The sequence below is a fragment of the Pseudomonas sp. TE21435 genome, from assembly GCF_056279265.1.
The window spans coordinates 820,074-833,534 of the sequence record NZ_JBWBQZ010000001.1 but is presented as its reverse complement, the minus strand read 5'-3'; the positions used below and the strand labels follow the sequence as shown (position 1 = coordinate 833,534).

Below are 13,461 nucleotides of genomic sequence, written 5' to 3'. Positions count from 1 at the left end.
TGGTGTAGCGCGAATATGACGATTCGTCAGTGGCGGTTTGCTGTATCGTTCACCCCTGCGGCAGCACCCAGCGTCAATGAAGTGGAATAACATGAACCGTCGTAAAAAGATCAACCAGCTGTTGAAAGCCCACGCCAAGAAGGCCAGTGCCAAGTTGGCGCCGAAAAACAGGAACCCCTACATCTCCAAGGCCGACCGGTTGAAACTGGCGGCCGAGGCCGGCCAGCCCGAAGCAGACCTGGTGAGCGACGGCGCGCCGGCACAGCCCTGAACCTTCTGCATGAGCGAGCAATGCGATGGACCTCAAGTTCAGCCACGTGGATGTACTGGTCGCCGATCTGGATGCCGCCTGTAGCTATTACGCGCAGGTGCTGGGCGCCGACATTTCCCGGACGCTGGTCTGGGAACGCGGCGGCCTGCACGTCCACTACGCGATCGCCCGGGTCGGCCAGGAGCGTTTCATGCTGGTCCAACCGTTGGCGGGCAACCTCAAGGACCTGCTCGATACCCATGGCGAAGGGATGATCTACCGCCATTGCTATTCCACGCCGGACATCGAGCAGGCCTATGACCAGCTGACGGCCAATGGCATCCAGCCCGAGGACGAGAACGGCAGGCCACTGGCTCGCGAGCACCTGCAATCGCCTGCCGGGGCCCGCATCATCTGGTTGCCCAAGCGTTTCGGGCATTTCTCGATCGAGATCATCGAGGCCCTGGCGCTCGAGGCCTTCATCGCAGACGCGTTCAGCCCTTCGGCCGTTGCAGACTGACTGCGGCGCCTGTCACTCGCCTGGCCCGGCAAACGCCCGCACCAACTGCTCGATCACCGCGCGCACCCGCGCCGTGTGGCGCAGGTCCTGGTGGGTGACCATCCACACCTCGTAGGGCTGGCTGCGCGTACGCTGCGGCCAGACCCGCCGCAAGCCGTCACGCTGCCCCAGCTCCACCGGGATCTCCCCCAGGCCCAGGCCTTCGGCGATGCCGCGGCGCAGCATCATGCTGGCGTTGGCCGCCATCACCACCCGCCCTTCGCCCAGGGGCACGTCCACCAGGGTCGGTTCGGCGCGGTCGCGCCAGTACGGCTCATACACCACCAAGTCGTGGCCGGCAAAGCTGCCCTCCTCCGGCACGCCCCGCCGCGCCAGGTAATCCGCCGAGGCGAACAGGCCCATCTGCCAGCTGGCCAGCTTGCGCAGCACAAGGTCGGGGCTGTCCGGGCGCTGGTTGCGGATGGCGATGTCGGTTTCGCGTTGCGACAGGTTGACGATCTCCGAGCTGCCGCTGAGCACCGCGCGCACCTCGGGATGGGTCTCGTGCACCTGCCGCAGTGCCGGGATGACGAACTCCAGGGCCAGGGAGTCGGTGGTGGCGATGCGCACCTCGCCGGCCTCCTCGTTGTCCGCGCCTCGGGTTCGGCGAGCCAGTTCCAGGGCCGCCTGTTCCATCTTCTGCGCCATTTCCACGGCCACTTCACCGATGGCGGTCAACTGGTAGCCGGCCGGCGTGCGCAGGAACAGGGTCGAGCCCAGATCCGCCTCCAGTGCCGCCACCCGCCGGCCCACCGTGGCCTGGTCGACCCGCAGCACCCGGGCGGCGCGGCGCAGGGTCTGTTCGCGGCTCAAGGCCAGCAGCATGCGGGCATCATCCCAGTTCATTGGTCCACTCCTGATTGGGGGCGCGCCGCGCCCCATCGCTGGCAAGCCAACTCCCACAGGGATCACCTGCGCATTGTGGGAGCTGGCTTGCCAGCGATGAGGCCAGTACAGGCAACACAAAACCGCTTCCCACAACAATTCGCAGGGATGCGGCAGGCTGAAGAAAATCTGCAAAGGTGCGTCGCAAAATCGCCGCGCGACCCGGCAACCCGGGTTGCATACCCTGTGTCGCAACGGGCCGGCACGGCCTTTCTTCAGAATGACAGAGGTCTTCATGCGTCACATCATCCCCAGCCAAATGAGCGCTATCGATATCACCCGGCCAGGCGGCCCCGAGGTCTTGCAGGCTGCCAGCCATGCCACGCCCCAGCCAGGCCCGCGCGAGGTGCTGGTGCAGGTGCATGCCGCCGGCGTCAACGGCCCCGACCTGCTGCAGCGCAAGGGCCTGTACGATCCACCCGCCGGCGCGCCGGCCATCCCGGGCCTGGAGATCGCCGGCAAGGTGGTGGCCATCGGCGAGCAGGTCTGTCACTTTGACCTCGGCGATGCCGTGATCGCCCTGGTCCAGGGCGGTGGTTATGCCGAGTACGCCGTGGCCGACGAACGCACCACCGCGCACCTGCCGGAAAACCTGTCGATGGTCGAGGGCGCGGCGCTGCCGGAAACCTTCATGACCGTGTGGGTCAACCTGTTCCAGCGCGGCGGCTTCAAGGCCGGTGAAAGCGTGCTGATCCATGGTGGCGCGTCGGGCATCGGCACTACCGCGACGCAGCTGGCCCGGGCCTTCGGCGCGGCGAAGATCTTCACCACGGTCAATGGCGCCGGGCAACAGGCCGCCAGCCTGGAACTGGGCGCCGACGTGGCCATCGACTACACCCGCGAGGACTTCGTCGAGCAAGTCATGGCGCACACCGACGGCAAGGGCGTGGATGTGATCGTCGACATCATCGCCGGCGACTATGTGGCGCGGAACTTCAGGGCTGCCGCCATGGACGGGCGCATCGTGCAGATCGGCGTGGTCAAGGGCCCGGCCACCGAGGTCGACCTGTTCCCGCTGCTGACCAAGCGCCTGACCCATATCGGCTCGACCCTGCGCGCGCGCAGCGCCGACGACAAGGCGGCGATCCTCGGCGAGTTGCAGGCCAAGGCCTGGCCCCATGTACGCAGCGGCGCGGTCAAGCCGCTGATCCATGCCACCTTCCCGCTGGCAGCGGCCAGCCAGGCCCATGAACTGATGGAGTCGGGCCGGCATATCGGCAAGGTGGTGCTGACAGTGGCGCACGGGGGTTGAGCCGCCCAGTGCGCCAACTTGGGGCCGTCAACCGCAGTTGACTTCCTTGAGCAGCGCTGCGGCGGCCAGCTTGCCCAGCGCATTGCCCGCCAGCGGGCTGTCGCCGCTGAGCAGCTTGTGGTCCTGGTGAACGGCACCGGAGATACCGTCGTTGATGATTTCGACGCCACAGGCCTTGAGGCGCTCGCCGAACCTCCAGGTCAGGTGGCCGGGCATGTAGCCGATGTCCGGGGTCTTGGCATCCAGGTCGTCGGGGAAGGCGCACATCTTGTAGCCGTTGTAGAGGTGCCCGGCGGCCAGCAAGGCCGCCGGCCCGTGGCACAGGCTGATGACGAACCTGTCGTTATCGGCGGCCCATTGCAGCACCTGCCCGACTTCCTTGCTGTTCGGCAGGCCGATCAGCGCGCCGTGGCCACCGGGGATGAACACGCCGATGTAGTCGGACAGCGAGCCTTCGAGTACCTCGGCCAACTTGCGTGGCTGCTTGAACGCCTTGCGGTAGCGCTCGAACAGGCCCAGGACCTCGTTGTCTTCACCGGGCATGGCCCAGTACTCGAACTTGACCGGGTTGCCCGACAGGGTCGCCACGTCGAAGGCGAAGCCGGCCTTGTCCAGGTGATACATAGGCAGCAGGGTTTCCACCGGGTGGTTGCCGGTGGAGAACAACGTGCCGTTGTCAGTGAGCAGATAGCGCTCATCGGCGCCGATCAGCAGAATTTTCCAGCGCCCGCCTTTATAGGGGGCCGGGTAGTAGGCGCCGCTGAGGTCGGACTTGCTTGAAGTGAACTGGCTGAGGGAGTACGGCGAGGGGAAGAAGGCGTTGTCTTCGGCCGGGTCGGGTTGTGGGCGTTTGTCGTCAGGTGAGGTAGTCATTGCTGTGCTCCTGTGCCTGGGGTGGGTAATTGGGTCCCTGCTAGGAGGCCAACGAATCAGCCGCGATGATGGCACTCCTTTAGCAGAGGTCAGCCGCCGACATTCCTAGACATTTGAACATAGCCTAAAAGCCTGTCGGTTCTGACATCACAAGATGGATAGCTCCGCTCCCAATTTTTTCGAGCGTCTCAACGTGCTTCGGCCTGCCGCGCTGCCTGAAGCTCCCACACTCGTCGCTTGCCTCACAAGGTGACCGCAAGCTGAGATAGGTAATCACCTAGGTATTTTTTTACCAGCATGCGTGTCATGGCAACGTAAGCTTCTTTAGGAGATAGCAAATCAACCAAGTCTTGCAGGTCCGCCCCTGGATCCTCACCCGCATCCAAAGCTGCCACGGTGTGACGGATTGCAGCCATTACCACTCTTCGATGCCTGGCGCGCATCTGCAGGAGCTCCCATCGCCCCAATCCAAGTAAATGGATAGTCGTACGCCCCTTCAGGCTAGGCTCGCCGTTGATGATGGCTGGCTCGACCCCTCCGTCCTCCCTGAAAACCAGGTGCTCTGTAGGATCATCAACACAGGGATTCAAAATCAACGGCTGCTCTTGACCAAGTTGCCAATGCCCCTTGGCACGCTGACTTTCATCTGCCAAAGGAAAGAAATTTGCCTTTCCAATGACTCGTTTACGGGCATCATGGTCGAATTGAGTTCGGGGGCGATTACAATCCGCACAAGACAGCAGGAGGTTGGGCCACCTTGCCGCCAACCAGAAGTAGCCCTCAACAGATGCGCCCCCTGCAGTAGGTGGATATAAAACGACCTTACCCTTCGGCCGATAGTGCTCAACGTCTCCGGGCTGAGTACCCGCCAGCAACGACTCGCAAAACATACACTTGCGCCCAAATAATTCTGCCAGCCGCTCCTTCACAACCTCATTCGAATATGCCTTGAATTTCCGCACATTTGTTAGACGGTTTAATTTAAGCTCCCTTCGCCCTGCTGCAGACAGCCCCTTGGGAAGGCTGCCAAGCGGCCTACTCAACTTGATCATGCGCCAGACTCTTTATTTCCCGATGCAGGAGCGATCCCTTCTATCAGTAACTTTAACCTTGCTACCGTCTTCTGCGAAAGCTGCTGGGCGCTAACTTGGGGCGATGCTGTCTGATCAAATTTCCCAGCGGCATCAACTAACTGTAAAGCTATACGCTCGCGGCGACTGCCACCGAGATACCGAATATCGGTAAGCAGGTCGATCAACCTGACGAACTCTTGCTCGTCCTCTGCCGTACGATGGGGTTGTTCAAGCAGTTTTTCATAGGTCTTTATGTCAGCTTCCAACTGCGGATCAACCGTACTGCGCAAGCCGAAGTGCTCAGAAGAGAGCAGTTGCTCAACGCTGAGCCGAGCAACATTCGGAAGGTCTTCCAACACATAGACCTGACCATTCATGTCTTTACGAAGAACAGCCACTTCGCCTTCGCACAAGCCTCGCAAGCAGAGAGGGTCGTGCGTGCTGTATATGAATTGTGCTCTTGGGAATGCCAGCCTTAAGGCTGACAAACACTGCAGACGCCATGCAGGATGGAAGTGATTCCCCAGCTCATCGATGATCACAATGCCTTCAGCGGAGTCAATCGAGGAGCCCGTCCTATAGAGCACCTTCATGATGTCCACCGAAATGCCGAGCATTGATTGATAGCCATCACTGAGGTTCTGAATCTGCGTCCCTGTAAGTCCATCTACGCTCAGCGTGACTGTACCGTCATCATCGAGCAACACGCGGACCTCGCTCTCCTTCGGCATCAAATTGGACAAAACGGTATTGATCTCCCCCAGCCTGCCCTCATCCTGCACCTCCAGCCACTCTTCAGGATGATTCAATGGTAGAAAGGGATCAAACAGGTTATCTATCTTGGCATGTTCACGACCCGATTTTGGCTTATGACGCCCCCTCGGGAGCAACCGCGTGGCCCCATATGCCAATACCAATGACTGTGAGCTATCGGCACTGAACCGTATCGGGGCATTACGCCTGAAACTCATGACTACTCTTCGATTACCAACAAGGTATACGTTGACAAACCCTTCATAGGCATTAGGCGAGAGCACTTTATTACTGGTAAACCCCAACGACTTGACATAAGACTTTCCCGCCAGAGCAAGTGCTAGCGCCCTGAGCACCGTACTCTTACCTACCCCATTCTCCCCTAGCAATGCGAAACATGGGGCGCCCGCGGACTGGGATTGATCCAGATCTAGAACCAGATCATCAATCGGGCCGAAGCACTTTATCTCTATTCGTGTTACATACTGTGACTGGGCCCTATATTCATCAAACCCTTCGCCTGCTTCAGTGTTTATTCCTGCATCACGGCCCTGATCCAGCGCCCGTTCAAAAATGTGCTCATAAAATGCGTCGAAGTAAGGGTTCGGACTAGGCAATTCAGGATACACATATGAATATTCAGGAAAAGACATTGCTTTTGTCAGCTGACGCCAAACAGCCCGATGAGAACCATTAACCTGATGACTGGCGCGTTCAGACTGAGTAGAGCGCGGAATTATAGATATCTGTTCCAGCCGAGAAAGAATCAATTGCCGCCGATTCAAGTCAAGCGTATCAATTGTCACTCGGCCGCGCTCACTCAATGGCCTAACTGATCCATCCGATAAAAACTGAAGGTGATCATCTGCATTATCGAGGCACGGATCGAGCAGCAGTGGCCGCTCACTACTTATCGCGTCACTGTATTCGGCACTCGAACTAAACCCGCCACTTTCCAGAGGGAAGCGGTCCGCCTTGTAACGGCTACAAACCGGACAGGCCCAATACAGATTCTCCCAATCAAAGTAGAATTGTGGATACTGGGATTCAGGACGAAACCTCTCAATCACACCGTCCTGTGCAATCAGCGTCTCGCAATAGCAACAAACATCTACAAACATCCCACTGAGGTGAGCCTGAAGCTCACGCTTAATTTCTTTTGTTGAAGACCAAGCGATAGATGCCTGCAGCTTTCCTGAAACATCAAATTCCTCCAGGCGCAGCCTCTCAAGAAACACCTCAAGAAATTTAGGGCATCTCGCTCGCTTTACCGGGGTCATCTTGGGCTCCAATCAAAAATCATGCTTTATTTTGTGCTTATAAAGTCACGCCTATTGACGCCCGAAAATTAGCCACCTAAAGAGGTAATTCAACTCGAATCAATATCAGCAGATTAACTATTGAACCACTATCGCTTCAACCTCGCCACCCTACTGAATTGGCGAAAAGTCACTGTAAGCGGTCGCTACATCATGCTGACAGCAGCACCCAGGCGTCATAACGTTCGAAGGATACAACGTGCCAAGGCCAATGTGCCATCATGGCCTCCGATAAAAGGGCCAACCCCTAAATAGCCAGCGATACCACTAACCCAGCGCGGCGGGTGTATCGACGTCGCGCGACACCCCGCTGTCGTCCACGTCCAACACCAGCACGCGATCACGGTGCCGTTGCAGCACCGAGCGCGCCCCTTCATCACCGGAAAGCTCGGCCAGCGCAGGCCAGCAATCGCGGCCGAACAGCACCGGATGGCCGTTCTGGCCCTGGTAGCGCGGCACTACGATGGCTGCCGGGTCCGCCGCCTCGACCAGCCGACGGTAAGTGTGCGGCAAGATCCAGGGCATGTCTCCCAGCACGATGGCCACCGCCTGGGCATCGCAGTCACGCAACGAAGCAGCACCGGCCGCCAGGCTGTGTCCCATGCCCATGCCCGCATCAGGGCTAGGGACGATACGACAGGCGGCGGGTAAACCCAACGCGTCGGTGTCCTCCCCTGCGCGCAATACCACCCGCACCTCGTCGAACGTCGCCAGGGCGCGCTCCACACTGTGCTGCAACAAGCTGCGCCCATCGGCCATCAAGGCCCGGCGCTTGTCCGCGCCGAAGCGCGCGCCCTGCCCGGCCGCGAGCACCAGGGCGACGACCTTCACAAAGCCTCGCGGGCGATGCCGCTGCGGGTCCGCAGGATATCGGCGAGCACCGCCAGGGCGATTTCCGCCGGCGTCTTGCTGCCCAGGTTCAGGCCGATCGGCGCATGAATGCGCGCCATGTCGGCATCACCCAGCTCGCCGATACGGCGCAGGCGCTCACGACGCTTCGCCGACGTGGCCTGTGAACCCATCACACCGATGTAGAACGCTTCGGTACGCACTGCTTCGAGCATGGCCAGGTCGTCGATCTTGGGGTCGTGGGTGAGCGCCACCACCGCAGTGTCGCGATGGCAGCCGCCGTTGGCGATGAACAGCGAAGGCAGTTCACGACGGATTTCTATCCCGTCCAGCGCCACGTTGTCCATCACCTCGTCGCGAGGGTCGCACAGCACCACCTCGAAGCCCAGGCCCTTGCCGAATTCGGCGCAGAAATGCGCGACGCTCGAATACCCCGCCAGCAACAGGCGCTGGGCAGCGCCGATGCGCAGGCGCACGCAATGCTCGCCACGCTCCACCCGTGGCCCCTGGCCGAGGTCATCGCTCAGGCGCCGTTCACCGCTGCGCAGGTCGACCTCGCGCAACAGCCGCCGACGCCCGAGCAAGGCGCTTTCCAGCTCGGCAAGATGCGCCTGGGTGGCGCAGTCGCCGGGCAGGTTCTCCACCAGCACGTCGAGAATGCCGCCGCACGGCAGGCGAATGTTGCCGCGGGTGTCGCTGCCGTCGCCATAGCGCACCACGGCAACCGCCGTGGCGAACTCGCCGGCGGCGACCCGCTCGAGGAAGTCATCCTCGACACAGCCGCCCGACAGCGATCCCACCCAGTGCCCGCCCTCGCTCACCGCCAGCAACGAGCCCGGCGCGCGCGGCGCCGAGCCATAGGTGCACAGCACACTGCACAGCCACACGCGCAGCCCGTCGCGCGACCATTGCGCCGCCTGGCGCACCACCTGCAGGTCGAGATGCTGCACGGGTCAATCCGCCTTCAGCTGGGCCAGCTGCTGGGTGGTCAGGTCGCCCGGCAGGCCGCCCCAAGCTTCGCGCAAGTAGTTGACCATGTCGGTCAGCTGCTGGTCGTCAAGCTTGTCGGCAAAGCCCGGCATCGGCTGCATGCGCTCGAAACCGGTGAACTGCTGTTCGCGGATGCCGTCGACGATGGCCTTGACCAGGTTGCGCGAGTCGGCCTGGCGCAGCACGGTATTGCCCTGCATGGCCACGGCAATGTGCGGCTTGCCCTCGCCATCGCCGCCGTGGCAACCGGCGCAGACATTGAGGTACTGCTGGCGGCCACGCTTGGCGCTCTCGCCCAGGGTTTCGTGGGCCACCGCCTGCACCACCTTGGCCGCCGGCGGCTGGTCGCCGAGCAGGTAGGTGGCCATGGCCGACAGGTCGCTGTCTTCAAGGTGCTGGGTGCTGTGGTGCACCACCGGGTACATCTCGTTGAACATGCTGCCCTGGGCACTGATACCGTGCTTGAGGAAGGTCGCCAGGTCGGCCTGGTTCCAGCCGCGGTCGGCCAGGTCCTGGGCCAGCAGGCTCGGCGCCAGATAGCCCAGCAGCAGGCCGCCGGTCAGGCGTTTGTCCTGCTGCAGTGCGCCGATGGGGTTGCGCGGGGTGTGGCACTCGCCGCAATGGCCGAGCACCTCGACCATGTACTGGCCGCGCTTCCACGCCTCGCTGTTGCCCTTGCCCTCCTCCAGTTGCACGCTCTTGCCGTACAGCAGGTTCCAGCCCATCAGGCCGGTGCGCACGTTGAACGGGAAGCTCAGGCTGGTTTCCGGCGCCGGCCGGTTGATCGGCGCCACGCTCATCAGGTAGGCGTGAATCGCATCGGAATCCTCGCGCTTGATCAGGTGGTACGAGGTGTAGGGCATGGCCGGGTAGAGGTTGGCGCCGTCCTTGCGCTTGCCCTCGGTGAGGGCGGCGAAGAACTCGTCGCTGCTGTAGTTGCCGATGCCGTGCTGCTTGTCCGGGGTGATGTTGGTGCCGTAAATGGTGCCGAATGGCGAATGGATCGGCAGACCGCCAGCGTAGGGCGCGCCGCCCTCGGCGGTGTGGCAGGCCATGCAGTCGGCGGCGCGGGCGAGGTATTCGCCGCGCTTGATCAATGCCTCATCGGCCGCCTGGACATTGCAGGCGACCAGCGCGCCAATGGCCAGGGCGAGGCTGCTCAGAACTCGCGTCATGCTCAACCCTCCTTGACCAGGCCGAGGTCGCCCAGCACGTCGCGGGTCGCCTCGTAATAACGCACATAGCCGGTGCAGCGGCACACATGATGGCCGAGGCTGGCTTCGATGGCCTGCTCCAGCTCGCTTTTTTTCAGCGGCTTGCGCTGGGCCTTCTCCACCAGCACCGTGGCGGCGTTGACGAAGCCCGGGGCGCAGTAGCTGCACTGGAAGGCGAAGCGGTCGACGAACTTCTGCTGGATCGGGTTCAACTCAGTGGGGTTGCCCGCTTCGTCGCGTTTGGCGTGACCTTCGATGGTGCGCACTTGCTTGCCCTCGAAATAGTGCGCGCCGGTGATGCAGGTGCGCACTTCCTCGCTGGTGCCGTCGGGGTTGTCGACGATCACCACGCAGGCGTGGCAGATGCCCTGCCCGCAGCCCAGGCGCGAGCCTGTGAGGTTCTGGTATTCGTGCAGGTAGTCGATCATCGCCAGGTCATCGGGGACCACTTCGGTGACGACAGGTTGACCGTTGAGGGTCAGTTGCAGCTTGCGGTCAGCCATTGAGGGCCTCCTTGACGCGGGCGGGGGTGATGGGCAGGTCGCGGACACGCTTGCCGATGGCATGGGCCACGGCGTTGCCGATGGCGCCGACCACCGGGATCATCACCACCTCGGCGATGCCCTTGGACGGGTCGGTCGGCGACAGCGGCGGCAGGATCTCGGACGTCTGTTTCCACACCGCCACATGCCGGGCCATCGGCAGGCGGTAACGGTTGAAGTTCCAGTCGCCTTCGCCCGGGCCACCCTCGTACAGCGGCATCTCCTCCAGCAGCGCATGGCCGATGCCCATGGCGATACCGCCTTCGAGCTGGCCCTTGACCAGTTCGGGCACCAGCACCCGGCCGCACTCGACCCAGCTGTGGTGGTTGAGCACGCTCACTTCACCACTGCCCTTGTTCACCTTCACCTCGACGATGGTCGCCACCGGGCTGTAGTAGGTGACCATGGCGTTGTTCAGCTGGGTGGCCGGGTACTCGACGTTCTGCCGGTCGAGCAAATGGAAGCCAGCGCTGTTCATCTGCGCCTTCTTCGCATTCAGCGCACCGTCGCCGTACTTCACCGCCAGCGCATCGAGCGGCAGGCGCTCGCGCACGCCGTCGATGACGAAGTCGGCCTCGGCCCAGCTCCAGCGGTTGAAGCCATGCACGCTGACGCCGGTGATCAGGCCCATCTCGTGGGCCTTCTTCGCAAGCTCCGCGAACGGGATCGGCTCCAGGCCGTTGCCGGTCAGCGCGCCGTTGACCCACACCGCGTTCTCGCGACGCACCACCAACGGGTTGGCCTGGCCGCCGAACGGGCCCTGGCTCCACAAGGCCATGGCTGCCGGCCACAGGCCGTGGTTGAACAGCACGCGGGCCGCCTCGCGGGTGGCGTGGCTGAAGTAGAACGCCGAGTTGGTCGCCGACGACGGCGAAGCCAGCTTGGCGACCCAGCGCGGGTTGCGCAGCGCGGCGTCCTGCTCGGCCTGGCTGATCAGGTAGGGGTTGCCGCTGGTGCTCAGCTGCAGCTCAGGCCATTCGGTCTGGGCGGTCTGCACGTGATCGGCAACGCGGCCGAGGAAGTCGCTGACCACCAGGGCCTGGGAGGTCGACATGCCGGTGCCCAGCTCGGTGCCGATATGGCGCAAAGTAATCTGGCCATCGGCAGTGAACTCGACCGCCGCCATCGGCGCTTCGGCGCCGGTACCGAAGTCCTTCTGGGTGATGGCGAAGCCCACGCCGTACCAGTTGTCGTGGTCCTTGGCGTCTTCGGCTTGCTTGCGTGCGTGGCGGTGCTTCCACCAGTCGTGTTCGGCGGCCTTGTCGAGAATCTCGTGCAGGCGCAGGGCGCCGGCGGGCACCGCGCCCTGGGTGTTCTTCATGCCCGACTTGAGGGCGTTCTTGCGGCGCAGCTCGATGGCATCCACGCCCAGGCGATCGGCGATCTCGTCGACCATCATCTCGGTGGCGGCCATGCTCTGCAGGGTGCCATAGCCGCGCATGGAGCCGGCCTCGACGCCGCGCGAGTGGTAGGCGGTGACCGACAGGTCGTTCTGCGGCATGTAGTAGATCGACTGCGCGGCAGTAGCGCCTACTGAAGCCACCGACGGGCTGTAGTTGATGCGCCCGCCGCCGTCGACAGTCATGTCGGCGCGGAAGATCTTGAAGCTCATGTCCTTCTTGTCGACGGCCAGCTGGTAGCGGATGTCGAACGGGTGGCGCTTGATGCCGCTCTGGAACTGCTCGTAGCGGTCGTTGGCCAGGCGGATCGGCACGCCCGCGCCGTACAGGGCGGCGACGGCGGCGTAGAACACGAAGATGTTGTTGTCCTTGGAGCCATAGCCGACGGTGTAGCCCGGGTGCATGTTCAGGTGCTTCAGGCCGAAACGCGACGGCTTGATCATGTGCACGCATTCCTGCGCCACTTCGAACGGACACTGGGTGGCGACGACGAAATGCAGGGTGCCGGTGGCCGGGTCGAACCAGCCGTTGCCGTTGTCCGGCTCGAGGGCTGCGGGCTCGATCGACGGGGTCTTGTAGCGCTCGTCGAACAGCAGCCAGTCTTCCGGCGGCTGCTTGAGCTGCTCGTCGATACGCTGGGCGTAGAACATCCCCTGCTCGGTGAGGGTGCCGTGCTGCTTGGGCTCGGCGGTCCATACCGGCTTGCGCGCCAGGATGGTGGGGAACAGCATGGTGTTCTTCAGGCTGGAGTATTCATCTTCGTCGAACGGCGTCTTGCCGGCCACGCGCACGAAACGGAAGCTGCCGTAAGGATCGCGCTGGTACAGCGGGGCCTGGGCACCGTAGCGGATCGCCTGGTCGTTGAACTGCAGCTTGAGCTTGGCCTTGCGAAAGCGCTCGAAGTCGTTCCAGATCAGGATCGCCACCGGATGGCCGATGAACATCGGCACCTGGCCGGGCGGCAGCAACGGGTCTGGCGAATGGGCTTCGGGCCAGGCGATGCCGTCCTTCTTCAGGTCATCGGCGCTGACGACGCGGTCCGGCTGCAGCTCGGCGCCCAGCAGTGACAGGTCGTAGCCCGCGTAGATTCGGTCGGCCTTGGTCGCCTTGAGCAGCATGGCGTGGCCTTGCTGCTGTGGCCAGCCTGGCATGTCCTTGGCACGGATGTCGCGGGCGAACACCTTGTTGCCGCAGACCTTGGACAGCGCGTCGTTACGCAAACGCACCTTGCCGTCGTGGTTCATCCACTTCTGCGGCGAGGTGGTGACCTTGCTCTCCATCAGAGCGGCGAACGCCTGGCTGCCGAGCGGCGCCATGGTCACGCCGACACCGGCGATCAGCCCGCCTTGCAGGAACGAACGCCGGGAAATATCACGGTTGGACATGGTTGATCCTCTGGGCAGCTCTTGGGTTGCCCATGCTTTTTCTGGTGCTTGAGAAACTGAAAGGGCGCGCACGATCACAAAAACTGACTACGAAGTCAAGTTAACGATCGTAGAGTG

12 protein-coding genes are annotated in these 13,461 nt (G+C 62.5%); 3 read left to right on the top strand and 9 right to left on the bottom strand.

The genetic code is table 11. The features are described 5' to 3' along the window. Nucleotides 1-91: 91 nt before the first annotated feature. Entirely contained in the window at nt 92-271 is a 180-nt protein-coding gene (locus tag ACZ9C1_RS03795; RefSeq protein ID WP_277503622.1) for a DUF2986 domain-containing protein, read from the top strand. A 25-nt stretch (nt 272-296) separates the two neighbouring features. Then, nucleotides 297-770 carry a VOC family protein gene (locus tag ACZ9C1_RS03790; RefSeq protein ID WP_277503619.1) on the top strand — a complete coding sequence of 158 codons (474 nt, stop codon included), beginning with the start codon at nt 297-299 and terminating at the stop codon, nt 768-770. 12 nt (nt 771-782) lie between these two features. On the opposite strand, the gene ACZ9C1_RS03785 is transcribed toward ACZ9C1_RS03790, so the two are convergent. After that, nucleotides 783-1,655, bottom strand: coding sequence for a LysR family transcriptional regulator (locus ACZ9C1_RS03785; protein ID WP_277503618.1), 873 nt, complete (start codon nt 1,653-1,655; stop codon nt 783-785). A gap of 298 nt (nt 1,656-1,953) precedes the next feature. On the opposite strand from ACZ9C1_RS03785, the gene ACZ9C1_RS03780 reads away from it, so the two are divergent. Further along, nucleotides 1,954-2,946 carry an NAD(P)H-quinone oxidoreductase gene (locus ACZ9C1_RS03780; RefSeq protein WP_277505587.1) on the top strand — a complete coding sequence of 331 codons (993 nt, stop codon included), beginning with the start codon at nt 1,954-1,956 and terminating at the stop codon, nt 2,944-2,946. Nucleotides 2,947-2,973: 27 nt separating this feature from the next. Here ACZ9C1_RS03780 and hchA read toward each other — a convergent pair whose 3' ends face one another. The 8 genes from hchA to ACZ9C1_RS03740 all read right to left on the bottom strand — a co-directional run bounded on the left by hchA (nt 2,974) and on the right by ACZ9C1_RS03740 (nt 13,344). Further along, on the bottom strand, nt 2,974-3,819 hold the full coding sequence (hchA, locus tag ACZ9C1_RS03775) for a glyoxalase III HchA (protein WP_277503615.1): 846 nt from the start codon (nt 3,817-3,819) through the stop codon (nt 2,974-2,976). A 242-nt stretch (nt 3,820-4,061) separates the two neighbouring features. Further along, entirely contained in the window at nt 4,062-4,871 is an 810-nt protein-coding gene (locus tag ACZ9C1_RS03770; protein WP_277503613.1) for an HNH endonuclease family protein, read from the bottom strand. Further along, nucleotides 4,868-6,925, bottom strand: a complete 2,058-nt coding sequence (locus ACZ9C1_RS03765) for a retron system putative HNH endonuclease (protein ID WP_476253611.1) — start codon at nt 6,923-6,925, stop codon at nt 4,868-4,870. Before ACZ9C1_RS03765 ends, ACZ9C1_RS03770 begins: the two co-directional genes overlap by 4 nt. 306 nt (nt 6,926-7,231) lie before the next feature. Further along, a complete protein-coding gene (locus ACZ9C1_RS03760; protein ID WP_277503610.1) occupies nt 7,232-7,795 on the bottom strand; it encodes a nucleotidyltransferase family protein in 564 nt (187 codons plus the stop codon). After that, nucleotides 7,792-8,763: an XdhC family protein gene (locus ACZ9C1_RS03755; protein WP_094011103.1), complete on the bottom strand. Its 972-nt coding sequence runs from the start codon at nt 8,761-8,763 to the stop codon at nt 7,792-7,794. The genes ACZ9C1_RS03760 and ACZ9C1_RS03755 overlap by 4 nt, the downstream gene beginning before the upstream one ends. A gap of 3 nt (nt 8,764-8,766) precedes the next feature. After that, nucleotides 8,767-9,978: a cytochrome c gene (locus ACZ9C1_RS03750; protein ID WP_038705916.1), complete on the bottom strand. Its 1,212-nt coding sequence runs from the start codon at nt 9,976-9,978 to the stop codon at nt 8,767-8,769. Between the two features lie 2 nt (nt 9,979-9,980). After that, a complete protein-coding gene (locus tag ACZ9C1_RS03745) occupies nt 9,981-10,520 on the bottom strand; it encodes a (2Fe-2S)-binding protein (RefSeq protein WP_102684029.1) in 540 nt (179 codons plus the stop codon). Beyond that, nucleotides 10,513-13,344 (bottom strand): xanthine dehydrogenase family protein molybdopterin-binding subunit, encoded by a 2,832-nt coding sequence (locus tag ACZ9C1_RS03740; RefSeq protein ID WP_457378904.1) that lies wholly within the window; start codon nt 13,342-13,344, stop codon nt 10,513-10,515. Before ACZ9C1_RS03740 ends, ACZ9C1_RS03745 begins: the two co-directional genes overlap by 8 nt. Nucleotides 13,345-13,461: the final 117 nt, after the last annotated feature.

What these genes read in the sequence shown, in the direction of transcription:
- ACZ9C1_RS03790 (WP_277503619.1), top strand. Translation starts at nt 297, where the DNA reads ATGGACCTCAAGTTCAGCCACGTGGATGTACTGGTCGCCGATCTGGAT.
- ACZ9C1_RS03745 (WP_102684029.1), bottom strand. Translation starts at nt 10,520, where the DNA reads ATGGCTGACCGCAAGCTGCAACTGACCCTCAACGGTCAACCTGTCGTC.
- ACZ9C1_RS03785 (WP_277503618.1), bottom strand. Translation starts at nt 1,655, where the DNA reads ATGAACTGGGATGATGCCCGCATGCTGCTGGCCTTGAGCCGCGAACAG.
- ACZ9C1_RS03750 (WP_038705916.1), bottom strand. Translation starts at nt 9,978, where the DNA reads ATGACGCGAGTTCTGAGCAGCCTCGCCCTGGCCATTGGCGCGCTGGTC.
- ACZ9C1_RS03740 (WP_457378904.1), bottom strand. Translation starts at nt 13,344, where the DNA reads ATGTCCAACCGTGATATTTCCCGGCGTTCGTTCCTGCAAGGCGGGCTG.
- hchA (WP_277503615.1), bottom strand. Translation starts at nt 3,819, where the DNA reads ATGACTACCTCACCTGACGACAAACGCCCACAACCCGACCCGGCCGAA.
- ACZ9C1_RS03795 (WP_277503622.1), top strand. Translation starts at nt 92, where the DNA reads ATGAACCGTCGTAAAAAGATCAACCAGCTGTTGAAAGCCCACGCCAAG.
- ACZ9C1_RS03780 (WP_277505587.1), top strand. Translation starts at nt 1,954, where the DNA reads ATGAGCGCTATCGATATCACCCGGCCAGGCGGCCCCGAGGTCTTGCAG.
- ACZ9C1_RS03765 (WP_476253611.1), bottom strand. Translation starts at nt 6,925, where the DNA reads ATGACCCCGGTAAAGCGAGCGAGATGCCCTAAATTTCTTGAGGTGTTT.
- ACZ9C1_RS03770 (WP_277503613.1), bottom strand. Translation starts at nt 4,871, where the DNA reads ATGATCAAGTTGAGTAGGCCGCTTGGCAGCCTTCCCAAGGGGCTGTCT.